Below are 23,049 nucleotides of genomic sequence, written 5' to 3' on the forward strand. Positions count from 1 at the left end.
AGTTCAATAAGTCTTTCATAACCGGAACCCCGCCGTTAGTCTCGTGGGGTGACTACTGAATCTGCCGCCCCGGCGCGCCCCCGGACCGCCATCGACGCCGTCGCCGACGCCCACACCGACACGCTCCTCGCCCTGGACCCGAGCCTGGCCACCACGCTCGGCATCCCGGGGCACGACACCGAGTTCCAGGACTTTTCCCCTGCCGGGCTCGGCAGGTTCGCCACGGCGGAACGGAAAACCCTGGAAGCGCTCGAGGGCCTGGAACCCGTTGACGACGTCGACGCCGTCACCCTCGATGCCCTGCGCGAACGCCTTGGCCTCCAGCTGGAGATCCACGATTCCGGCTGGAATCTGGCCGAGCTGAACAACATCGACTCCCCGGCGCAGAACATCCGCTCCATCTTCGACCTCATGCCCACGGACACCGAGGAGCACTGGGCCAACATCGCCGGCCGCACGCACAGCGTACCGGCGGCCATCAGCGGCTACATCGAATCCCTGCGGACTGCCAAGGACGACGGCAAGGTCTCGGCCCGGCGCCAGGTGTCCATCGTGATCGAGCAGACCACCAAGTACGCCGCGGACGACGGCTTCTTTGCCAAGCTCGCCGCGGACGCCAAAACAGCGGACGGCCCGCTGCCGGCGGACCTGCAGGAGAAGCTCGACGCCGGTGCTGCCGCCGCCCGGGCGGCGTACACCGAACTGGCCGCGTTCCTGCGGGACGAGCTGCTGCCCGTCGCCCCGGAGAAGGACGCCGTGGGCCGGGAGCGCTACGCCCTTGCCTCGCGGGTGTTCCTGGGTGCCGCCGTCGACCTCGAGGAAACCTACGCGTGGGGCGTTGAGGAACTTGAGCGGATCATTGCCGTGCAGGAACAGGTGGCCGGGCAGATCAAGCCGGGCGCCTCCATCGCGGAGGCCAAGGTGATCCTCAACAGTGATCCCGCCCGCCGGCTCAAGGGAACGGGTGCCCTGACGGCGTGGATGCAGGAGCTGTCCGACCGCGCCGTCTCCGACCTTGCCGGCGTCCACTTCGAGATTCCCGATGTCATGAAGACGCTGGAATGCCGGATCGCGCCCACCGACGAGGGCGGCATCTACTACACGGGGCCGTCGGATGACTTCAGCCGGCCCGGGCGCATGTGGTGGTCCGTCCCCGCAGGCGAGGACACGTTTACCACCTGGGCCGAGACCACCACCGTCTTCCACGAGGGCGTGCCCGGCCACCACCTGCAGGTGGCCACCGCTGTCTACCGGCGCGAACTGCTCAACAGCTGGCGCCGCAATGTCTGCTGGACCTCAGGGCACGGCGAGGGCTGGGCGCTGTACGCGGAGAAGCTCATGGAGGAACTCGGCTACCTCAAGGATCCGGGTGACCACATGGGCATGCTGGACATGCAGCGCATGCGGGCCGCCCGGGTGGTGTTCGATATCGGCGTCCACCTGGAACTCGATGTTCCTGCGCGCTGGGGGACGGGCGCCTGGACGCCGGAGAAGGGCTTCGATTTCCTCAAGGCCAACCTGGACATCAGCGAGGGCAACCTGCAGTTCGAATTCGCACGCTACCTCGGCTGGCCGGGCCAGGCCCCGTCCTACAAGGTGGGGCAACGCCTGTGGGAGCAGATCCGTGCGGATCTCGAAGCCCGCCCGGGCTTCGACCTCAAGGCCTTCCACACCAAGGCGCTGAACATCGGCTCCGTAGGCCTCGACACCCTCAAGCGCGCCATGCTCGACTGACGCGCCGCTGACTGAGCCCGTCGACCTCAAGGCCCGCCCGCCCGCCGGGGATCCGAGTTTTTGTCCAGATATCGCGAGTTTATGGCCCGCCAAGTCGCGATATCTGGACGAAAACTCCCTGGCTAGGGCGAGATGTTTGCCACACGTGCCGCGGGAATAACTTCATAAAACACCGGCCTCACGCCGGTTTTCCGGGCATCGGGACCATCGCAGGCGCATATGACCGCGTAATATTTCTCAATGTCAGCTGGAAGCTGTATTTTATGCAGCCTAGCTTGTTGTGGTGAGCAATCAATCGACTTCATCCGCGGCCGGGCGTTCCGGCTTCCAGCTGCCCCGGTGGGCAGGTTCCTTCGGCTTCCAGATCATTGCGGCCCTGATCGTCGGGCTGGGGCTTGGCCTGCTGGCCAAGTACACCGGCAGCACCAAGGCGAACCCCAACGGGCTGGGCGCCACGCTGCAGACCATCGGCTCCAGCTACGTTTCGCTGCTGCAGACCGCCGTCGTGCCGCTGATCTTCACCGCCGTGGTGAGCTCCATCTCCAACCTGCGTGAGGTCTCCAACGCGGCGCGGCTGGCCTGGAACACGCTGCTGTGGTTTGCCATCACGTCGCTGGTCGCCGTGCTGATCGGCATCGGCCTGGGCGTGCTCCTGCAGCCGGGCGCCAACACCGGCATCTCCGGCAACGCGGAATACGACGGCAAGCAGGGCGACTGGTGGGCGTTCCTGATCGGACTGTTCCCCAAGAACTTCCTTGGCCTCGGCGCCAGCTCCACGGTCACCGACTCCGGCGCCGTGACCACCTCCGTCAGCTTCAACGTCCTGCAGATCCTGGTGATCGCCATCGCCGTCGGCGTTGCCGCCCTCAAGGTGGGCAAGCAGGCCGAGCCGTTCCTCGCCCTCAACGCCTCTGCACTGGCCGTCATCCAGAAGGTGCTGTGGTGGATCATCCGCATCGCGCCGCTGGGCACCGTGGGCCTGATCGGCAACGCGGTGGCCGTCTACGGCTGGGACACCATCGGCTCGCTGGGCAAGTTCACCGTTGCCATCTACATCGGCCTGGCCCTGGTGCTGTTCGGCGTCTACCCGGTTCTGGTCCGCAGCCACGGCCTGTCCGTCAAGCAGTACTTCTCCGGTGCGTGGCCGGCCATCCAGCTGGCGTTCGTTTCCCGCTCCTCCATCGGCACACTGCCGCTGACCCAGCGCGTCACCGAGCGCAACCTCGGTGTTCCACGGGGCTACGCGTCCTTCGCCGTGCCGCTGGGCGCCACCACCAAGATGGACGGCTGCGCAGCGATCTACCCGGCCGTCGCCGCGATCTTCGTGGCCCAGTTCTTCGGGATCCAGCTCGACTTCAGCCAGTACCTGCTGATCGCACTGGTCTCCGTCCTCGGTTCGGCTGCGACGGCCGGAACCACCGGCGCCGTCGTCATGCTGACACTGACCCTCTCCACGCTGGGCCTGCCGCTGGCCGGCGTCGGGCTTCTCCTGGCTATCGACCCCATCCTGGACATGGGCCGCACTGCCGTGAACGTGGCCGGCCAGGCACTCGTGCCCGCCATTGTGGCCAAGCGTCAGGGAATCCTCGACGAAGCCCTCTACAACGCACCGCGCACCGGGGAGGCCTTCCGCGAGGAAGAGGCCCCCGCCGCCGTCGAGCGTGAGCTGGCGGGTTCGAAGGCCTGACTTTGCTTGAATGAGCGTGCCCCGGAGTTTACCCCCCGGGGCACGCTCATTTAAGTCCGGCTGCCAAAGTCCGGCCGCCCAAATGGGCACGGGCGGCAGGGAGCAAGGGTAGGGTACGGGCATGGACATCATTCTGGTTCCCGGTTTCTGGCTCGATGGTTCATCCTGGTCCGGCGTTACTCCCCCGCTTGTGGAGGCCGGCCACCAGATCCATGCCCTGACCCTCCCGGGACTCGAGGCAAAGGACGCCAAGCGTTCCGGCATCGGACTCCGCGACCACATCAACGCAGTGGTGGAAGCCATTGACGGCATTGAGGGTCCGCTGGTCCTGGTGGGCCACTCCGGCGGAGGCGCCATCATCCATGGCGCCGTGGACCAGCGCCCCGATCGGGTGGTCCGGGCGGTGTACGTGGACAGCGGACCTCTGGGCGAGGGCGGAGTCATCAATGATGAACTGCCGGCTGCCGGTGATGAGATCCCTTTACCCTCGTGGGACGTGTTCGACGACGCCGACCTCACCGATCTCGACGACGGGCTGCGCGAACAATTCCGGGCACGGTCCATCCCGCAGCCAAAGGCCGTGGCCTGCGACAAGCAGCGCCTTCACGATGTGCGCCGCTACGACGTCCCTGCCACGGTGATCGCGTGCGAGTTCCCGTCCTCGCTGCTGACGGAGTGGATGGACGCCGGGCATCCCTACGTTGAGGAGCTCGCCCGCATCCGCGATGTGGAACTCGTGGACCTGCCCACCGGGCACTGGCCCCAGTTCACCAAGCCCGCGGAACTGGGAGCGGCAATCCTCGCCGCCGTCGACCGGACAAACTGACTGGAGAGGCACGCCAAACCCCTCCGTCCTGCCCGGGGCCGGTTCCTGGCCCTTGACGGGTTTAGTGGCCGCCAATCACTCCCTTTTCCACGGCCTTGGTGACGGCGTCGGCTTCGGCCTGGGTGAGCGTGCCGTCCTTCACCGCCTGATCGAGCCGGCCCTTCAGGGCTGCCGCACGGTCCGCCTGCACTTGGGTGCGGAGCTCCTCAAGCGCGGCCTTGACCTTGGCTTCATCGATGCCCAGGGATTTGGCCAGCGAGGCTGCCAGAGCCGCTTCCCGGGCTGCCTTGTCCGGTTTGGCGCCGTCCGTGCGGGGGCCGTTCGGATGATTAGCCTGGCGGAACGCCCGCAGGGCGTCCTCCAGCTTGGCCTGGTCCACGCCCAGCTTGGCCGCGAGCGCCGCGGCGTCCCCCTTGAGGACCCCGTGGCCGCGTCCATATCCATGGCCGTGCCCGTGCCGGCCGCCGTCGAATCGCGGCCCGTCGAGGGGACCGCTGGATGGGCTGCTTGCTGCAGGGCTGGGTGTGGGAGCGGCTGTTGTTGTGGCCGCCATTCCGGTGACACCGAATCCGGTGCCCAGCGCCAAGGCGGTCGCGCCCAGTCCGAGAGCCACTTTCTTTGAACGCTCCATGGTCCGCTCCTCGATCCGCCGGCCTTGAGGCATCATCGCCGCCGTGCCGGCTACGACAACAGGATGCACCATCCTCCTCAAGAACTGCTTTTGTCCGGCTGTGAAGACGCTGTGAATTTTGCCGCCCAAGCTGTGAGCCACGCCCATCATTTGCGCAGAGTGCAAACTTGCACGTAGTGTAAATGGGTGTCCACTTCCACTTCCTCCCCTACGCCTTCGCCGGCGCCGGATCCTGTCCCGGCCGACGCCGACGGGCCGGTTTCCCGTCGAGAGCTGAACAAGGCCGCCACCCGGCAGGCAATAACCGGCGCAACACTTGCCCTCTTGCGGCGGAAGGGCCCCGGCAACTTCACGGTGGAGGACATTGCCGAAGCAGCTGGCATTTCCCGCCGGACCTTCTTCAACTACTTCAGCAGCACGGAGGCCGCCATCGCGTCGGTGACCAACGGCTTCCTGGACAGCGCCCTCGAACAGTTCCGCCGCCGTCCCGCAGACGAACCCATCCTCGAGTCAGCCCGCGCCGCCCTGGTGGAACTGGCAGATCCCATGACCGTCGCGCCGCTCGCCGAGCTTTTCGGCCTGACCCAGGGCAACCCGCTCATGGCACGCTCCGAACTCGAGGCCTGGGACCACTGCACCGAGCAGATCGTCGCCGCGGCCCGCGAGCGTACCCATCGGGGCCCCGGAACTGACCAGGACATCGGAACTGACCAGGACATCGGAACTGACCGGGACATCGGAACTGACCAGGACGAGCTCTACGTCCGGGCCCTCGCCGGATCAGTCGTCTCCTGCGGCAAGGCTGCCATGGACGTCTGGTTCCGCCGGTGCGGACCCGACCTCTCCCCCAAATCGCTGGCGATCCTGCGCCAGCTGCTCATCGATTCGATGGGCCTGCTCGGATCCGGTTTCGCCGGACCGCCGGCGGGCCCGAAGAACTCTTCCGCCCATACCTCCACCCGCAACGCAGAACGGTCCTGACATGGCACTTCTCCTGTACCGCCTTGGCAAGTTTTCCTACCGCCACCGGTGGCTCGTCGTCTCGCTCTGGCTCGCGGTCCTGCTGGCAGTCGGCGGTGCAGCGGCAGCCTTTCACGGCACGCTGTCCAACAACTTCCAGATTCCCGGCACCGAAACCCAGCAGATGGCCGACAAGCTCCAGAAGGAGCTGCCGGCATCCTCCGGCGGCTCGGCCGGGGTTGTCTTCCAGGCCGATGGCGCCCAGTTCAGCCAGGCCGGCAAGGACGCGGTGTCCGCAGCCCTGACCAAACTCGAGGCCCTTCCGGAGGTCCGGGGAACCGTCGACCCGTTCGCCACGCAGGCCCAGCTGGACCAGGCGGCGAAGGATCTGGCCGGCGGCGAAGCCAAGGCGGCGGCGGCCAAGGCCCAACTTGGCAAGGCCGCCGCCGAACTGGCCGCCGGCAAGGAACAGCTGGCCGCCGCCGAGGCGCAGATGACCTCGGCCGGACTCCCGGCGTCCGCCATCGAGGCCCAGCTGGGCCAGAAAAAAGCCGCTCTGGCCGCCGGCCAGGCAAAGCTCGACGCCGGAACCAGGGAACTGGAGGCGGGTGACGCGAAGCTGGCACTCGCCAAGCGCCAGCTGGAGGCATCCAAGGGTCTGCGTTTCGTCTCGGCGGACGGCAAGGCTGCCATTGCCCAGGTCCAGTTCAAGACCTCCATCAACGGGCTGGACCCCAAGGTGCGCCAGGAAGTCCAGGACATCGTGCAGGAGGTCTCCACGGCGGGCGTCACGGCGCTGCCCAGCAAGGAAATCAGCGAGGACGTCTCCGAGATCTTCGGCACAGCCGAGGTCATCGGCATCGCCGTCGCCGCACTGGTCCTGATCATCATGCTCGGCACGCTGGTCGCCGCCGGGCTGCCGCTGCTGATGGCGGTGATCGGCGTGGCGGTGGGCGTCGGCGGCACCATGGCGCTGAGCAGCCTCATTGACATGAGTTCCATCTCCCCGATGCTCGCCCTTATGCTGGGCCTCGCCGTCGGCATTGACTACTCGCTGTTCATCGTCAACCGCCACCGCGGCCAGCTGCTGGCAGGCCTGGATCCGGAAGAGTCGGTGGCCCGCGCCACCGGAACCTCGGGCAACGCCGTGCTCTTCGCCGGCCTGACCGTCATCATCGCCCTCGCTGCGCTGGTGGTCCCGGGCCTTCCGTTCCTGGGCGTCATGGGCGTGTCCGCGGCCGGAACCGTTGCAGTTGCCGTCCTCGTCGCCCTGACGCTGACGCCCGCCATCCTCTCCCTCGTGGGCAGCAGGCTGGTTTCCAGGCGGGCCTGGGCCAAGGCGGAGCGGCACAATGCCGACCCCAACCACGAGGCCGAGGACCGCGCCAAGGACGAACACCGCAGCAGCCACGGTTGGGGCGGGCTGGTCACCCGGCACCCGGTGCTGGCGTTGCTGGCCGGAGTCCTGGCGCTGGGCATCGTGGCCCTGCCCGCCGCCCAGCTGCGGCTTGCCCTGCCCGACGGCGGCTCGGAACCTGCCGACTCCCAGGCCTTCAAGGCCTATGACGTCACCAAGCGCAGCTTTGGCGAAGGCATGACCGGGCCGATCATCGTGGTGGGTGACTTCCCGGACGGCCTGGGCGAGTCCGGCGCAACGGCCAAACAGCTCGACGTCGCGGACATCCTGCGCAAGACGGAGAACGTCACCGCCGTCATTCCGGTGGCACTCAGTGAGGACCGCGGGACCGCGGTGTTCCAGGTCATCCCGAAGGAGGGGCCGGCAAGCGCCAGCACCGTCAAAGTGGTCTCTGACATCCGCGCGGAGCGCGCCGGGATCGAGAACTCCACCGGGGTCAGCATCGGCCTGACCGGGCAGACGGCAGGCAACATCGACGTGTCCACGAAGCTGGGCGATGCGCTGCCGTCGTACCTGGCCATCGTGGTGGGGCTCTCGCTGATTCTGCTGCTGCTGGTGTTCCGCTCGATCGTGGTGCCATTGCTGGCGACCGGCGGCTTCCTGCTGTCGCTGGCGGCCGCCTTCGGCGCCGTGGTGGCGGTCTACCAGTGGGGCTGGCTGGGTGCGGTGTTCGGCGTCGACAACCCCGGCGCCGTGCTGAGCTTCCTGCCGATCATCCTGATCGGTGTGCTGTTCGGCCTGGCCATGGACTACCAGGTGTTCATCGCCTCGGGCATGCGTGAATCCTTCATGCACGGCGAGTCAGCGAAGCACGCCGTCCGTTCCGGCTTCAGCCACGCTTCCGCGGTGGTCACCGCCGCGGCGATCATCATGGTCAGCGTTTTCGCGGGCTTCATCTTCTCGCACCTGAACATGGTCCGGCCGCTCGGCTTTGCGATGGCGTTCGGCGTGCTGGTTGACGCCTTCGTGGTGCGCATGACCATCGTTCCGGCGGTCATGTACCTCCTCGGCGGGAAGGCCTGGTGGCTGCCGCGCTGGCTGGATCGCATCCTGCCGGACGTGGACGTCGAAGGGGCGAAGCTCAGCAAGCCGGCACCGGCGACGGCGGCCGAGCCCGACGCCGATCCGGATGCCGAGCCTGCAGAGGTGGCCGCGCGCTAAGCCGCCGCCCGAAAAAGCAACTAGGCTGGAGCCGTGACCCGCCTCATTCTTGCCTCGCAGTCCCCCGCCCGCACCAAGCTCCTGACCGAGGCCGGCATCGAACACGAGGTCCTCGTGTCCGACGTCGACGAGGACGCCGTGCAGGAGCGTTACGGCGTCACCGATCCGCACGACACCGCCCTGCTCCTGGCCCGCGCCAAGGCTGAAGCCGTCGCCTCGCTCCCGGAAGCCGAAGGTGCCCTGGTGCTCGGCTGCGATTCGGTTTTTGAGTTCGACGGTGAGTCGCACGGCAAGCCGTACACCGTGGACGTTGCCCGGCAGCGGATGCTGCGGATGAGCGGCAGCAGCGGGGTCCTGCACACCGGCCACTGGCTGGTGGACTGCCGGGACACGGACGACGACGGCGGCTCCGGCGCCACACTGGGCAGCGTCGCCTCCGCGGAAGTTCACTTCATGGAGATGCAGCTCGCGGAGATCGACGCCTACATCGCAACGGGCGAACCGCTGCACTGCGCCGGCTCCTTCACGATCGACGGACTGGGCGGCGCTTTCATCCGGAAAGTCGACGGCGACCCGCACGCCGTCGTCGGATTGTCCGTCTCCACCCTGCGTTCCCTGCTGGCCCAGGCGAACGTGAGCATCACCGAGTTCTGGCAGGACCTGCCCGGCTCGGCAAATCCCGGGGAGTTGTAGCTTCCCTACAAAGGCCGGGCCTCTTACACGCGGATTCCGCCAGTAATATCAGCGGAATCCTCAAATTCAGGCTAGGCTCCCTGAAGGAAAGAAGGAGACGCCTTGTCAGTAAAGCCGGAGCAGTCCGCAGGTCCAGTGCAGTCAAAAATCACCAAGGTTCTGATCGCGAACCGCGGTGAAATCGCCGTCCGCGTCATCCGCGCAGCCCGGGACGAGGGCATCGCCTCCGTCGCCGTCTACGCCGATCCCGACCGGGACGCCCTCCACGTCCGGCTCGCCGACGAAGCGTACGCCCTGGGCGGCAACACTGCAGCCGAGTCCTACCTCGTGATGGACAAGCTGATCGAGGTTGCCCGCCAGTCCGGCGCCGACGCCATCCACCCCGGCTACGGCTTCCTGTCCGAGAACGCCCAGTTCGCGGCCAAGGTCATCGACGCCGGCATCACCTGGATCGGCCCCTCGCCCGAATCCATCTCAGCCCTGGGCGACAAGGTCCAGGCCCGCCACATCGCCGAGAAGGTGGGTGCCCCGCAGGTTCCCGGCACCGCCGACCCCGTGGAGTCCGCCGAGGAAATCCTGGAATTCGCGGACAAGTTCGGCCTGCCCGTGGCCATCAAGGCGGCCTTCGGCGGCGGCGGCCGCGGCATCAAGGTGGCCCGCACCCGCGAGGAAATCCCCGAACTCTTTGATTCCGCCGTCCGCGAGGCCACCGCTGCCTTCGGCCGCGGTGAGTGCTTCATCGAGCGGTTCCTCGACGCCCCGCGCCACGTCGAAACCCAGTGCCTCGCCGACGCCCACGGCAACGTGGTGGTGGTCTCCACCCGCGACTGCTCACTGCAGCGCCGCAACCAGAAGCTCGTGGAGGAAGCCCCGGCCCCGTTCCTGACGGCGGAGCAGAACGAGCGCCTCTACGAATCGTCCAAGGCCATCCTGAAGGAAGCCGGCTACCTCGGCGCCGGAACGTGCGAGTTCCTCGTAGGCCAGGACGGCACCATCTCCTTCCTCGAGGTCAACACCCGCCTGCAGGTGGAGCACTGCGTTTCCGAGGAAGTCACCGGCATCGACCTGGTCCGCGAGCAGTTCCGGCTGGCCCGCGGCGAAGAGCTGGGCTACGGCGACCCCGAGGTCCGCGGCCACTCCTTCGAGTTCCGCATCACCGGCGAGGATCCGGGCCGGAACTTCATGCCCGCACCGGGCACCGTGAGCACCCTGAAGAACCCCACCGGCCCGGGCATCCGCATTGACTCCGGCATCGAAGAGGGCGACGTCATCAGCGGCAACTTCGACTCGATGCTCTCCAAGCTGATCGTCACCGGAGCCAACCGTCCCCAGGCCCTGCAGCGCGCCCGCCGCGCCCTCGAGGAGATGGTGGTGGAAGGCATTCCCACCGTCATCCCCTTCGACCTGGCCGTGGTCAGCAACCCGGCGTTCGCGCCGGCCGAGGGTCCGTTCAGCGTCCACACGCGCTGGATCGAAACCGAGTTCGTCAACGACCTTCCCGCCTGGACGCCCAACGGCGCCGTACCGGAGGGTGAGGACGCCGCCGAGCGCCGCACCGTGGTGGTGGAAGTGGGCGGCAAGCGCCTCGAGGTGGCACTGCCCGCCAGCCTCGGCTTCAGCGGGGCGGCAGCTGCCGGCGCGAAGCCGGCCAAGTCCAAGAAGCGCAGCCGCACTGGCGGCGCCGCCACCGCCGCGGGCGGCAACGCCCTGACCTCCCCCATGCAGGGAACGATCGTAAAGGTGGCCGTGGCCGACGGCGACGTCGTCGCCGAAGGTGATCTCGTCGTCGTACTTGAGGCGATGAAGATGGAGCAGCCGCTCACCGCACACCGCGCCGGTACGGTTACCGGCCTGTCCGCAGCGGCGGGCCAGACGGTGGCCGCCGGCGCCGTCATCGCCACGATCGAAGACTAAAGCGGTCCAAGACTAAGCGCTCGAAGAGCAAACGACAATGCCCGGTGTGAACCACACCGGGCATTGTCGTTTTAAGCGGAAGGCCTAAGAGTCAGGCCACGTTGTTCTCGTAGTCGGTGTCCTTGGTTTCACGCGTGATCCACAGCGCAATGAACGTCAGCACCGCGGCCACCGCCATGTAGACGCCGACGAGCCAGGTGCTGCCGCCGGCTGCCTGCCACAGGGCAATGGCGATGAACGACGCCGGGGCGGCGCCAATGACGCTGGAGAGGTTGTAGGCAACCGCCGAGCCGGTGTACCGGACGTTGGACGGGAACAGCTCGGGCAGGATCGCAGCCATCGGGCCGAAGGTGAGTCCCATCAGCGTGAAGCCGACAATGAGGCCGACGATTGCCGCGCCCGGGCCGGGGCCGAACATGGTGAACCAAAGTGCGCCGAACACGAAGATGCCCACAGTGACGCCCATGAGGAACTTGCGGCGGCCCCACTTCTCGGCCAGCGGACCGGACACGAGCGTGAAGATGCCGAAGAAGACGACGCCGAGGATCAGCATCCAGAGGAAGTCACCGCGGGAAACACCCAGGCCGGGAACGAAGTTGGCGACTTCGGCGGCGGACATCGGCTTGCCGGCCTTCTCCGCGGCGGCCTGCGCGGCCGCAACCGAGGCGGGCTTGGTGCCGTAGGTCAGGGTGAAGGAGGTCATGATGTAGAACAGCACGTACGTGGCCAGCATGATGAACGTTCCGGCCAGAACCGGGCGCCAGTGGCTCTTGATGGTGGCGGCGAACGGGACCTTGGCCACCTTGTCCTCCTTCAGGACCTTCTGGAAGGAGACGCTTTCCACGAGCTTCAGCCGGACGTAGAGGCCGACGATCACGAGCACGGCGCTGAGCAGGAACGGAACGCGCCAGCCCCAGGCGATGAATTCCTCGGGGGTGAGGGCGGCGTTGAACCAGATGAAGAGCAGGTTGGCCAGGATGAAGCCGATGGGGGCGCCGAGCTGCGGGAATGTTCCGTAAACGGCGCGCTTGCCCTTGGGCGCGTTCTCGGTGGCCAGGAGCGCCGCGCCGGACCACTCACCGCCCAGCGCCAGGCCCTGGGCGAAGCGCAGCAGCACGAGCAGCAGCGGCGCGAGGATGGTCCAGCCGGCAACGGAAGCCGTCGGCAGCAGGCCGATGAAGAAGGTGGCGAGGCCCATGGTCAGGAGCGAGGCCACCAGGGTACCCTTGCGGCCGAACTTGTCGCCGAAGTGCCCGAACAGGACCGAGCCGATGGGGCGGGCGATGAAGGCGACGCCGAAGATCGCGAACGAGCTCAGGAGGGCGTTGATCTCCGTTGCCTGGGGGAAGAACAGCTTGGGGAAGACCAGCACCGACGCGGTGGCGTAGATGTAAAAGTCGTAGAACTCGATCGTCGTTCCGATGAGGCTGGCAAAGATCACTTTGCCCTTGGAGTTCACCGGTTTGGCGGTGCCATGTTCCGTTGACGTTGCAGGCGATGACATGTGGGGACGCTTTCATGAGAACTGGACGGACCTCGTTCCGAAGCCCCTCCAAACATAGGGATAAGACAGAGTTCAATCTTACTTCGCACCGTCCGTTGAACGGACAAGTTCGTCCAGCATGCGGACGTTCCGGGTTGTCTCAGCATGAGACCGTCCGACCAGCCTAACGCCGCCCCGGGCGGGCTGATAGGCAAATGTCACAGCACGTTAACAAAGCGCGACCGTCTGCGAAACGCGCCATCCCTACCTTGGAAGGACAACATTCCCCAAGGAGGTATACCGTGACTGCTGACCGCACCGCAGACGCCGGAACCCACAATTCCCTCGATCTTGCCGCCGCCACAACCACCGACGCACCCGCCCTTGAAGAGCGTCCCGGACGCTGGATCGCCAACTGGGACGCCGAGAACAAGCACCAGTGGGAATCCCAGGGCCGCTCCATCGCCCGCCGCAATCTCAACTGGTCCATCTTCGCCGAATTCCTTGGCTTCGTCGTCTGGCAGCTGTGGTCCATTGTGGTGGTCCAGCTCCCGGCCGCAGGATTCACGTTCAGCACCTCCGAAATCTTCTGGCTGATCTCCATGCCGAGCCTCGTCGGCGCGACGCTCCGGATCCCCTACACGTTCATGGTTCCGCGATTCGGCGGCCGGAACTGGACCATCGTCTCCGCGCTGCTCCTGCTCATCCCGTCCACCGGGCTCGCGCTGTGTGTCTCCAACCCGGAAACCCCGTTCGGCGTCATGCTCCTGGTGGCCGCCCTGGCCGGTTTCGGCGGCGGAAACTTCGCCAGCTCGATGGCCAACATCACGTTCTTCTACCCCGCCCGGGAAAAGGGCTGGGCGCTGGGCCTGAACGCCGCCGGCGGAAACCTCGGTGCCGCCGTCGCCCAGCTTGCCGTTCCGATCGCCATCACGCTGCTGGCCGCCGGCAGCGTCAACCTCCCGGTTGCCGGACTCATGTGGGTGCCGCTGATCCTGCTCGCAGCATTCGGCGCCTACAAGTACATGAACAACCTCACCAGCGCAAAGGGCGACGTTGCGGGATCCCTCGCGGCGATCAAGGAACCCCACCTGTGGGTCATGGCCCTGCTGTACATCGGTACATTCGGATCGTTCATCGGCTTCGCGGGCGTCTTCCCCAAGCTCATCAAGGACTATTTCCCGGCGTTCTCCTCTATCCACGTAGGCGCGGTGGCCCTTTCGCTGGCCTTCCTCGGCCCGCTGGTCGGCTCGCTGGCCCGCCCCTACGGCGGCCGTATGGCCGACCGCATGGGCGGTGCGCGGATGACCGTATTCGCCTTCGCCTCGATGGCCGCCATCACCCTGACGATGATCTGGACGCTGCCGCTGAAGAACTTCTGGCTCTTCCTGGTTCTCTTCCTGATGCTGTTCACGGCCAGCGGCTTCGGAAACGGCGCCACGTACCGCATGATCCCGGTGATCTTCGCGACTTCCAGCCGCGCGGCCCGCTCCGGCGCCAGCTCGGTGCAGACCCAGCGCCTGGCGTCCTCCGCGCTCGGCCTGATCTCAGCCATCGGCGCCTACGGCGGGTTCGTGATCCCACAGGTGCTGAACGCTTCCAACACTGCCAGCGGCTCCTACACCCCGGCCTTCTACGGCTTCGTCGGAGCGTACGCCCTGATGCTGACCGTCTGCTGGTTCTGCTACATCCGCAACGCCAACCGAAATGCGATGGGACACGTCTAACATGACCAAAAGCGCCGACACGCACTGCCCTTACTGCGCCCTGCAGTGCGCCATGACGCTCAAGTCCCCGGCGGCTCCGGCCGCAACGGGCCTGGCCCCGGCTGTGCAGCCGGGGCCAGGCCCCGTGCCGGCAGCGCCGGCACTCGAGGTCAGCGGCCGTGACTTCCCCACCAACCGCGGCGGCCTCTGCCGCAAGGGATGGACGTCGGCCTCGCTCCTGCAGCACCCCGGACGCGTCACCGAGCCCATGTTCAAAGGGCCCGACGGCGTCTTCCGCCCCATCTCCTGGGACGAGGCACTGGGCCGCGTCACCGCCGCCGTCAAGGACGCCCGCGCCAAGTACGGTGCGGACTCCGTGGGCGTCTTCGGCGGCGGCGGACTCACGAACGAAAAGGCGTACCAGCTGGGCAAATTCGCCCGCCTCGCGCTGGGCACCTCGCGGATCGACTACAACGGCCGGTTCTGCATGTCGTCGGCGGCTGCCGCCGGCATGCGGGCGTTCGGCCTGGACCGCGGGCTCCCCTTCCCGCTGGAGGCACTGGATACGGCCAGCACCATCCTGATGCTCGGCTCCAACGTCGCCGAGACCATGCCGCCGTTCGTCCAGCACCTGCAGGGCGTCCGGGACGCCGGCGGCCTCATCGTGGTGGACCCGCGGCGTTCCGCCACCGCCGCGTTCACCTCCGACGGCGGCGGCCTCCACCTGCAGCCCCTTCCCGGCACCGACCTCACGCTCCTGCTGGGCATCTCCCACGTGGTCATCCACGAGGGCCTCGTCGACGCCGACTACATCCAGGCACGCACCACCGGCTTGGACGCCGTGGTCCGGTCCGTCAACGCCTACTGGCCGGAGCGGGTCCAGTCCATCACCGGCGTTCCCGCCGAACTCATCCGCGAAACGGCCCGGCGGCTCGCCAGCGGCGCCCGCCGGGGAGGCACCTACATCCTCACCGGACGCGGCGTGGAGCAGCACGTGGACGGCACAGACACCGCCACGGCGGCCATCAACCTCAGCCTCCTGCTGGGCCTGCCCGGCAGCGCCCACAGCGGCTACGGCACGCTCACGGGCCAGGGCAACGGCCAGGGCGGCCGCGAGCACGGCCAGAAGGCGGACCAGCTGCCCGGCTACCGGAAGATCACCGACCCCGCCGCCCGCGGGCACATGGCCAGGGTCTGGGGCGTGGATGAGTCGCTCATCCCGGGCCCCGGCCTGCCGGCCGTGCAGCTGCTCAAATCACTGGGACAGCCCGACGGCGTCCGGTGCCTTTTCGTGCACGCCTCCAACATCGCGGTCGCCTCGCCGGATGCCAACGCCGTCATCCGCGGGCTGCGCAGCCTGGACTTCCTGGTGGTCTGCGACTTCTTCATGTCCGAGACCGCGGCCGAGGCCGACCTCGTCCTGCCGGTGCTGCAGTGGGCCGAGGAGGAAGGCACGCTGACCAACCTCGAAGGCCGCGTCCTCCGCCGCCGCCAGGCGATCCAGCCGCCCGCCGGAGCCCGCAGCGAGCTGTGGATCATGGCCCGGTTGGCCGAGGCGCTCGAGGCACCGTCCACCTACAGCGACGACCCGGAGACCGTCTTCGAGGAACTGCGCCTGGCATCTGCAGGCGGCGCGGCAGACTACTCGGGCATCGACTACGCCATGCTGGACAGCGGCGCGGCCGCGTACTGGCCCTACCCTGCCGGCAGCACCGGAACCCCGCGCATGTTCCTGGACAGCTTTGCCCACGCCGACGGCAAGGCGGTCATGACCCCGGTGGCGCCGCGCCGCCGTCGTGATCCCCTAGTTAATCCGGACCCGGCAGCCAAGCCCATGACCCTCATTACCGGCCGCCTGCTGGAGCACTACCAGTCGGGCGCCCAGACGCGGCGGGTGGCCGAGCTCCTGGCCTCCCAGCCCGAGGCGAGGGTGCAGATCCACCCGGCGGCCGCCGCGGCCATGGGCATCACGGACGGCGCGCAGGTCTCGGTGGCGAACGAGCGCGGCGAGGTGGTCTGCCGGGCCGAACTGAGCACGGCCATCCGGCCCGAAACCGTCTTCCTGCCGTTCCACTTTCCCGAACTGGAAAGCGCGAACCGGCTGACGGAAGCGGCCACGGATCCCATCTCGGGGATGCCCGAATTCAAGTTCAACAAGGTGTGGGTCCGGCTGGCAGCGGCCGCCCCCGCAACCAGTCTTCTTCAAACAGCGGAGGCCTCATGAGCGAGCAGATTGTAATTGTCGGATTTGGTCCGGTGGCCGCGCGGCTGGTCGACGAACTGCTGCCGGCGCTGCGCGCGGGGCAGGTGGGGCTGACGGTCATCGGCCAGGAGACCGAGGCCGCCTACAACCGGGTGCTGGTGGCCGACCTCGGGGTCGGCCGCACCACCCCCGAGGCGCTGGCCCTCGCCGACGCCGCGGCACTGGTGGCCGACGGCGTGGACGTCCGGCTGGGCGTGAAGGTCCGGCGCGTGGACCGCGCACGGCAGTCCGTCATCCTCTCCGACGGCACCTCCGCCCGCTACGACCGGCTGGTGTTCGCCACCGGTTCCCGGCCCGTGATCCCCAACCTCACCGGCCTGAACCCGGACCCTGCCGCGCCCGTCCTCCCGCCTGGGGTCACCGCGCTCCGCGACCTCCGCGACGCCGAGGTGCTGCGCCGGGCGGTGGCCGGCCGCAAGCGCGTGGTGGTGCTGGGCGGCGGCGTGCTGGGGCTCGAGACGGCCCTCGCGGCCGCGGAGGAAGGCGCCACGGTCACGGTGGTGCACAACGGACCCCACCCGCTGGGCCGGAACATCGACCGCGGCGGAGGCGCCGTGCTGGCGGCAAGCCTGCGCATCTGCGGCGTCCGGGTGGCCGGCAACGCCCGTTCCACGGGCATTGAGCACAACGCTCCCGACGGCGGGTTCTCGGCTTTGCTGCTCGACGACGGGTCGGCGATCGACGGGGACCTGCTGGTTCTCTCCTGCGGCGTCCGCCCGCGCATTGAGCTTGCGGAAGGCTGCGGGCTCTCCACCGGCACAGGCATCCTGGTGGACCACCGGCTGCGCGCACACCACGAGCCGCACATCTTCGCCATCGGCGACTGTGCTGAGGTCCGCTGCCCGGATCCCGCCTGCCTCGAGTGCCGCACCGCGAGGGGGCCGTCCGGCCTGGTGGGTCCCGGCTGGCGGCAGGCGGAATGGCTCGCCGAATACCTCCTGCTGCTGTCCGGGGGCTCCGCGGCGGACGCCGACTCGCTGCCCCCGCTCCCCCAGGAAAAGCCCGGCGTGATCGTGCTCAAGGCCCGCGGCATGAACATGGCGGTGGCCGGCGACAACTCCGCCGAGCCGTGGGACGACGAAGTCCTGGCGGCCGGCGCCGTCAACGGCAGGCCGCGGCTGCAGATCGCCCAGTGGGCCGACCCCGAGCACGGGCGCTACGTCAAGATGACCACCCGCGGCGGAGTGCTGGAAGGCCTGGTCAGCGTGGGCATGCCGCGCACAGCTGGAGAGCTGGTCCAGCTCTTCGAACGCGGCACCGAGCTGCCCGCGGACAGGTCCCTGCTTCTGCGCCTCGACGGGCCCGACCAGCTGGCGTCGGCGGGTGCCTCCAACGATCCCGAGGCCACCGTGTGCCGCTGCGCCGGCGTGAGCGGCAGCAAGATCGCCGACGCCGCCACCGGGGGCTGCTCCACTGTGGCCGAGGTTTCCGCCGCCACCCGTGCGGGCACCGGCTGCGGTGGCTGCCACGAGGACATCAAGGGGCTCATCGAGAAGCACTTTCAGGGGGCTGCCGCCTAAGGCCGCGGCCGGGTGACTCGAACCGCCCTATGGCGCCGGGCACCCAAGGTGTCATACTTCGGGAACCGGCGGCGATCGCCGCCGGTTCCTACCAGGGTTTGTCACGTGGAGGCTGAAGTGGAGCGCTCCTGCCCAAGACACCTGATGGCGGGCGCAGTGGTTGGCGCGGTTGTCTTCCTCGCCGGATGTTCCGCCCCGCCGCCCGCTGACAGTGCGCCCGGATCCGCCGCGCCGCAGGAGGGCACGGCAGCGCCTGTGGCGCCGGAAACCGGGGATACCGGCACATGGAGTCTTCTCAATCCCGCAGACGTCAGTCCGTTCGCCAGAACCCTCCGGATAGGGGTAATGCGGATGGACTGTTCGGGCGGAAAGACCGGCACTGTGCTGGATCCCAGCGTGCAGGTTGAGCCGGGGCGGATCCTCATTCGGGCCTATGTCCGGAGGCTTCCGCCAGGTGCCTACACCTGCCCGGGCAACGACGAGGTACCCGTGACCATCGAGCTGCAAGGACCCATCGGAAACCGCAAACTCGTCGATGCGGCCTGCCTGGAAGACCGCGCGGCGCGTACGGCGTTCTGCCTCGACGGAGGAGTGCGGTGGCCCTGTAAGGAGGACCCCGAACTGCCGCGTCACACAAATCTGGCATGCCGCCCCTGGCCGGTAGCATCGGGATCATGAATGCCGACGAAGACGACGACATCACCGAAGAACTGCTGGCCGACGCCGAAAAGCTGACCGGGCTGAGCCTGGAGCTCCTGGGCCTGGACCCGCACCCCGACGACATGACCGCCGAGCAGCGGCTTCAGTTCGATCCCGAGGATCTTGCCGCGATGGCCACTGACAGCCCCGGTGAGCGGGAGCGGTCCGTGCGCCAGACGCGGCTGCTGGCCGGCCTGCTGTGGAATTCGTCCAGCATCCTCATCGACCAGCTGTTCAGGGACCTGGGCACGCTGCACGAGCTGGACAACGTCACCCCCGAGGCCATCGCCGGAACGTCCGTGCTGTCCTCGCTGCCCCCGCAGTTCGCTTCCAGCTACGATGCGAAGTTCACCCAGCGGTTCATTGTGGTGGCATCGGACGTTACGGCGTCCCTGGCCCGCGGCTGGACCGCCCCCGGCTGCCTTGCAGGGGAACTCGCGGTCCACTGCCTGCTGGACCAAGCCCGGATCACCGAAGACATCTACGAACTGGACCTCCCCGAGGAATGGCGGGCCATCGTTGAGGAAGTCCTGCTGGAGGACGCCGACTCGGAGACCCTGTACGCGGACAGTGCCGGCGAAGCGGACACCGCCGTCGGACAGGACCTGGGAAGCCTGGACATCCGGCACTGGTTCGAGCCCTTTGCGCCCGGAGACGCCGTTCCCCCGTACGCCTGCTCCTGAGCTGTGGCATGACAGCAGAGGGTCCGATGGTTGCCCATCGGACCCTCTGCCGAATCGGACCCTGTGCCTAATCGGGCCCTGTGCCTACAGGCGCCCGATGCTTACCGTCCGCGTCCGGCTTCCGTGGCCGTGATGTTGAAGGAACCGTCCAGCTTCACTGTTGCCCGCGAGCCGTCAGCCTTGGTGATGTGGGCCTCATAGACCGCACCCTCGGCGTCGGTCTCAATCCGGTGGACTGTGGCTCCGGGGTTGGCGGCCAGCACTGCGTTCCTCACCCGTGTGGCAGTGCTCCCCGTCAGCAGCTGCTCGGTGATCCCATTGGCCTGGTGGGCACCTTTGCCGTCCGTGCTGGACTGGGTGCCGTTTGTGGACGAGGCAAGGATGGGATAGCCCATGGCGAGGTAGGCGCCGCCGCCCACCAGGGCCGCCACGAGGGCGGTGTTTATCGCGGCTTTTTGAACAGTGATCATGGCACGCTCCTGGCTTCCGCGGTCCGACCTTTCGGAAGAAAATCTCCGCATAGCTGACCGCTGGTGGATCGGTCTGTCGGAGCCCGGAGCCGCCAATCCCGGGGATCGACAGTCTGAATTTTACTCAGCTCTGCCGGTGGCGACTAGGAGAATTGTGCCATTCACAGGTTGCGGCGCCGGGTCTCGACAGGCCCCACCAGTGGACCCGGGCCGCGCCTCCTACATGTGCACGTGCAGGCGGCGGGCGGCCTCGGAGATGGAGCCGCTCAGCGACGGGTACACCGTGAAGGTGCTGGCGACGTCGTCGACGTGCAGTTTCTGCTTCACCGCGATGGAGATGGCGAAGATCAGCTCGGACGCGTTGGCTCCCACCACCACGCCGCCGATCACGGTGCCCGACCCCTTGCGGGCGAAGATCTTGACGAAGCCGTCCTTGACGTTGCGCATCTTGGCACGGGCGTTGCTCTGCAGGGACAGCTTGATGATGTCGCCCTGGTACTTGCCGGATTCGATCTCGGCCTCGGAGACACCGACCGACGCGATCTCCGGAGAGGTGAAGATGTTGGACGCCACCTGGTGCAGTTTGATGGGGGTCACCTGGTCGCCGAGGAAGTGCGCAATGGCGATCCGGCCCTGCATGGCGGCCACGGATGCGAGCGCCAGAACTCCGGTGCAGTCGCCGGCAGCGTAGATGTTCGGCGCGGTGGTGCGGGACACCCCGTCCACCTTGATGTGGCCGCTTTCGGTCAGCGCCACGCCGGCTTCCTCCAGCCCGATGCCTGCGGTGTTGGGGATGGAGCCCACGCACACCAGGCAGTGGCTGCCGGTGACCTTGGAGCCGTCACCCAGGGTGACCACCACGCCGTCGTCGGTCCGTTCCACCGTTTCGGCGCGTGAGCGGGACAGCACCCGGACGCCGCGGCGTTCGAAGACGTCCTCCAGCACCTCGGCGGCGTCGGTGTCCGAGCCCGGGAGCACGCGGTCGCGGCTGGAGATCAGGGTGACCTTCGAGCCCAGGCCGTTGTAGGCGGAGGCGAACTCGGCGCCGGTCACGCCGGAGCCCACCACGATCAGTTCCTCGGGCAGTTCGTCCAGGTTGTAGATCTGGGCCCAATTCAGGATTCGTTCGCCGTCGGGCCGCGCCGTGGGAAGCTCCCGCGGGTGCGCTCCGACCGTCAGCAGGATGGCGTCTGCCTCCACGGTTTCGGTCCCGTCGGCGGTCAGGACCTCGATCGTGTGATTGTCCACCAGCTTGCCGGAGCCGTTCAGGATGCGGACGTTCTGGTGCTCCAGGCCGGTCTGGATGTCGAGGGACTGCTGGCGGGCGAGGCCGAGCAGACGGTCGTTGATGTGCTTGAGATCGGCGCGCATGACCGGGACGAAGTCACCGCCGTCGACGTCGAACTTGACCCCCAGCTCCCCGGCGCCGCTGACGCGGGTCATCAGGTCCGACGTCGCGATCAGCGTCTTGGACGGCACGACGTCAGTCAGCACCGCGGAGCCGCCCAGGCCGGACCGCTCGATGATGGTGACGACGGCTCCCAGCGAGGCGGCCACCATGGCGGCTTCATAACCACCCGGACCTCCGCCGAGAATTGCGATTCGGGGGGCGCTGAAATCAGGATGCATAGTCACAAGCGACCATTCTCCCGCATCCTGCGCCGGACCACCAACCTTCCGGGGCCTGCCGGGCGGCCCGCGGGGGCGCGTTTCTGCTGCCCGCACCGGCCCGGGCACGGTAGCTTGGACCGGGTGAGCACAACAGAATTCCTGGACACGGATCCCTTCGAGGCGGCGCGCACCGCTGCGGACTACATCGCGGCGGAGACCGGCGTCGCAGCGCACGACATCGCCCTGGTGCTGGGCTCGGGCTGGGCCGAGGCCGCCGATCTCATCGGTGAGACGACCGCCACGCTGGCGGCACCGGAGGTTCCCGGCTTTTCGGCTCCCGCCGTGGAGGGGCACGTGGGAACCATCCGGTCCGTGCTGACGCGGGAAGGCAAGCGCGCACTGGTCCTCGGGGCGCGCACCCACTACTACGAGGGCAAGGGCGTCCGGGCCGTGGCCCACGGCGTCCGCACCGCTGCCGCCGCCGGCTGCCGGACCCTGGTAATCACCAACGGCTGCGGCGGCCTCAACGAAGACTGGGCACCCGGCACCCCCGTGCTCATCAAAGATCACATCAACCTCACCGCGGCATCCCCGCTGGAGGGTGCCACCTTCGTGGACCTGACAGACCTGTACTCCTCGCGGATCCGGAACCTGGCGCGCGAGGTGGACCCGTCCCTGGAGGAAGGTGTCTACGCCCAGTTCACCGGCCCGCACTACGAGACGCCGGCCGAGGTGCAGTACGCCAAGCGGATCGGCGCCGAACTGGTGGGCATGTCGACGGCGCTGGAAGCAATCGCTGCCCGGCACGCAGGCATGGAGGTTTTCGGTATCTCGCTGGTCACCAACCTCGCGGCCGGCATCAGCCCCACTCCGCTGAGCCATGAGGAAGTGCTCGAAGCCGGACACGCTGCCGGGCCGCGCATCTCCAAGCTGCTGGCGGAAATCATCGCCCGGCTCTAACCGCAACGCGGGGTCACTTATCGCCCATTGCGGGCCTCGGAGGGGGCGCTAAGTGACCCCGCGTTTGTCGACGCCGAGGAGTTCGGCGAGCGCGTCGGCACGCGCCTGGGGAAACCGCCGTTCGAGGGACTGCGCGATGCCTGCCACGGTCTGCCGCGCGAGTTCGGTGCGCCACGCCAGCTCCGCCTGGCGCATGGACTGCGAAATGATGCAGCTGCGGAGATAGTCCTCGCCGGCATCACCGCCGGGGCAGTTCGCCAGGATGCCGTCGCAGCGGAATGCCAGGTCCCGGCCCTCGATGGCCAGCACCACGTCCAGGACCGAGATCCGGTCGGCACGGCGCGCCAGCTGAAACCCTCCCTTGGGGCCGGACACGGACTGCAGGACACCGGCCCGCACCAGGCACTGAAGCTGCTTGTTCAGGTATGCCGGCGGCAGCTTGTACAGTTCGGCAAGCCGGCCGCTGCTGATCGGTTCACCGACGGGCGCCCACGCCATGTTGACGCAGCAATGGAGTGCCCATTCCACCCCCTGGTTCAACTTCACAACCCAGACGCTACGTGTCCAGAATTTTTGCTGTCAAGAAGCATTCCGGCTGCTCTGAACCCGCCGGGTTATGACGCGTCCGCGG

General features: G+C 67.8%; 17 protein-coding genes. 12 read left to right on the plus strand and 5 right to left on the minus strand.

Annotated elements, in window-relative coordinates; translation table 11 throughout:
• The first annotated feature begins 48 nt into the window (after nucleotides 1-48).
• From R5O87_RS06620 to R5O87_RS06630, 3 genes are all read left to right on the plus strand, one after another.
• Nucleotides 49-1,734, plus strand: a complete 1,686-nt coding sequence (locus tag R5O87_RS06620) for a DUF885 domain-containing protein (RefSeq protein ID WP_410555758.1) — start codon at nucleotides 49-51, stop codon at nucleotides 1,732-1,734.
• Between the two features lie 280 nt (nucleotides 1,735-2,014).
• The gene (locus R5O87_RS06625) at nucleotides 2,015-3,421 is read left to right on the plus strand and encodes a dicarboxylate/amino acid:cation symporter (RefSeq protein WP_410555759.1); all 1,407 of its coding nucleotides are present in this window, start codon (nucleotides 2,015-2,017) and stop codon (nucleotides 3,419-3,421) included.
• Nucleotides 3,422-3,542: 121 nt separating this feature from the next.
• A complete protein-coding gene (locus R5O87_RS06630; RefSeq protein WP_410555760.1) occupies nucleotides 3,543-4,247 on the plus strand; it encodes an alpha/beta fold hydrolase in 705 nt (234 codons plus the stop codon).
• A 61-nt stretch (nucleotides 4,248-4,308) separates the two neighbouring features.
• Here R5O87_RS06630 and R5O87_RS06635 read toward each other — a convergent pair whose 3' ends face one another.
• Entirely contained in the window at nucleotides 4,309-4,878 is a 570-nt protein-coding gene (locus R5O87_RS06635) for a hypothetical protein (protein WP_410555761.1), read from the minus strand.
• A gap of 186 nt (nucleotides 4,879-5,064) precedes the next feature.
• On the opposite strand from R5O87_RS06635, the gene R5O87_RS06640 reads away from it, so the two are divergent.
• The 4 genes from R5O87_RS06640 to R5O87_RS06655 all read left to right on the plus strand — a co-directional run bounded on the left by R5O87_RS06640 (nucleotide 5,065) and on the right by R5O87_RS06655 (nucleotide 11,023).
• On the plus strand, nucleotides 5,065-5,859 hold the full coding sequence (locus tag R5O87_RS06640; RefSeq protein ID WP_410555762.1) for a TetR family transcriptional regulator: 795 nt from the start codon (nucleotides 5,065-5,067) through the stop codon (nucleotides 5,857-5,859).
• Between the two features lies 1 nt (nucleotide 5,860).
• Nucleotides 5,861-8,416 carry an MMPL family transporter gene (locus tag R5O87_RS06645; protein ID WP_410555763.1) on the plus strand — a complete coding sequence of 852 codons (2,556 nt, stop codon included), beginning with the start codon at nucleotides 5,861-5,863 and terminating at the stop codon, nucleotides 8,414-8,416.
• A gap of 33 nt (nucleotides 8,417-8,449) precedes the next feature.
• Complete coding sequence (locus R5O87_RS06650) at nucleotides 8,450-9,109, plus strand: Maf family protein (protein WP_377994089.1); 660 nt, start codon at nucleotides 8,450-8,452, stop codon at nucleotides 9,107-9,109.
• Nucleotides 9,110-9,211: 102 nt separating this feature from the next.
• Nucleotides 9,212-11,023, plus strand: coding sequence for an acetyl/propionyl/methylcrotonyl-CoA carboxylase subunit alpha (locus R5O87_RS06655; protein ID WP_410555764.1), 1,812 nt, complete (start codon nucleotides 9,212-9,214; stop codon nucleotides 11,021-11,023).
• 91 nt (nucleotides 11,024-11,114) lie between these two features.
• On the opposite strand, the gene R5O87_RS06660 is transcribed toward R5O87_RS06655, so the two are convergent.
• Nucleotides 11,115-12,527, minus strand: a complete 1,413-nt coding sequence (locus tag R5O87_RS06660; RefSeq protein ID WP_410555765.1) for an MFS transporter — start codon at nucleotides 12,525-12,527, stop codon at nucleotides 11,115-11,117.
• Between the two features lie 281 nt (nucleotides 12,528-12,808).
• Here R5O87_RS06660 and R5O87_RS06665 point away from each other — a divergent pair, with 281 nt between their 5' ends.
• From R5O87_RS06665 to R5O87_RS06680, 4 genes are all read left to right on the plus strand, one after another.
• Nucleotides 12,809-14,233, plus strand: a complete 1,425-nt coding sequence (locus tag R5O87_RS06665) for an MFS transporter (RefSeq protein ID WP_410555766.1) — start codon at nucleotides 12,809-12,811, stop codon at nucleotides 14,231-14,233.
• Between the two features lies 1 nt (nucleotide 14,234).
• Complete coding sequence (locus R5O87_RS06670) at nucleotides 14,235-16,436, plus strand: molybdopterin oxidoreductase family protein (RefSeq protein ID WP_410555767.1); 2,202 nt, start codon at nucleotides 14,235-14,237, stop codon at nucleotides 16,434-16,436.
• Nucleotides 16,433-17,995, plus strand: coding sequence for an FAD-dependent oxidoreductase (locus R5O87_RS06675; RefSeq protein ID WP_410555768.1), 1,563 nt, complete (start codon nucleotides 16,433-16,435; stop codon nucleotides 17,993-17,995). Before R5O87_RS06670 ends, R5O87_RS06675 begins: the two co-directional genes overlap by 4 nt.
• A gap of 674 nt (nucleotides 17,996-18,669) precedes the next feature.
• Entirely contained in the window at nucleotides 18,670-19,377 is a 708-nt protein-coding gene (locus R5O87_RS06680; protein WP_410555769.1) for a hypothetical protein, read from the plus strand.
• A 101-nt stretch (nucleotides 19,378-19,478) separates the two neighbouring features.
• Here R5O87_RS06680 and R5O87_RS06685 read toward each other — a convergent pair whose 3' ends face one another.
• The gene (locus R5O87_RS06685; protein ID WP_410555770.1) at nucleotides 19,479-19,847 is read right to left on the minus strand and encodes a hypothetical protein; all 369 of its coding nucleotides are present in this window, start codon (nucleotides 19,845-19,847) and stop codon (nucleotides 19,479-19,481) included.
• Between the two features lie 219 nt (nucleotides 19,848-20,066).
• A complete protein-coding gene (locus R5O87_RS06690) occupies nucleotides 20,067-21,482 on the minus strand; it encodes an NAD(P)H-quinone dehydrogenase (protein WP_410555771.1) in 1,416 nt (471 codons plus the stop codon).
• Between the two features lie 117 nt (nucleotides 21,483-21,599).
• Here R5O87_RS06690 and R5O87_RS06695 point away from each other — a divergent pair, with 117 nt between their 5' ends.
• Nucleotides 21,600-22,418, plus strand: a complete 819-nt coding sequence (locus R5O87_RS06695) for a purine-nucleoside phosphorylase (RefSeq protein WP_410555772.1) — start codon at nucleotides 21,600-21,602, stop codon at nucleotides 22,416-22,418.
• A gap of 48 nt (nucleotides 22,419-22,466) precedes the next feature.
• Here the strand turns inward: R5O87_RS06695 and R5O87_RS06700 are convergent, their stop codons facing one another.
• Nucleotides 22,467-22,964, minus strand: coding sequence for an RrF2 family transcriptional regulator (locus R5O87_RS06700; protein WP_410555774.1), 498 nt, complete (start codon nucleotides 22,962-22,964; stop codon nucleotides 22,467-22,469).
• Nucleotides 22,965-23,049 lie beyond the last annotated feature (85 nt).

The sequence above is a fragment of the Arthrobacter globiformis genome (assembly GCF_046536215.2).
Classification (GTDB): Bacteria; Actinomycetota; Actinomycetes; order Actinomycetales; family Micrococcaceae; genus Arthrobacter; species Arthrobacter globiformis_E.

Coding starts and splice junctions, on each gene's coding strand:
- R5O87_RS06630 (WP_410555760.1), top strand. CDS start 3,543: ATGGACATCATTCTGGTTCCCGGTTTCTGGCTCGATGGTTCATCCTGG.
- R5O87_RS06635 (WP_410555761.1), bottom strand. CDS start 4,878: ATGGAGCGTTCAAAGAAAGTGGCTCTCGGACTGGGCGCGACCGCCTTG.
- R5O87_RS06645 (WP_410555763.1), top strand. CDS start 5,861: ATGGCACTTCTCCTGTACCGCCTTGGCAAGTTTTCCTACCGCCACCGG.
- R5O87_RS06660 (WP_410555765.1), bottom strand. CDS start 12,527: ATGTCATCGCCTGCAACGTCAACGGAACATGGCACCGCCAAACCGGTG.
- R5O87_RS06670 (WP_410555767.1), top strand. CDS start 14,235: ATGACCAAAAGCGCCGACACGCACTGCCCTTACTGCGCCCTGCAGTGC.
- R5O87_RS06675 (WP_410555768.1), top strand. CDS start 16,433: ATGAGCGAGCAGATTGTAATTGTCGGATTTGGTCCGGTGGCCGCGCGG.
- R5O87_RS06680 (WP_410555769.1), top strand. CDS start 18,670: ATGAATGCCGACGAAGACGACGACATCACCGAAGAACTGCTGGCCGAC.
- R5O87_RS06685 (WP_410555770.1), bottom strand. CDS start 19,847: ATGATCACTGTTCAAAAAGCCGCGATAAACACCGCCCTCGTGGCGGCC.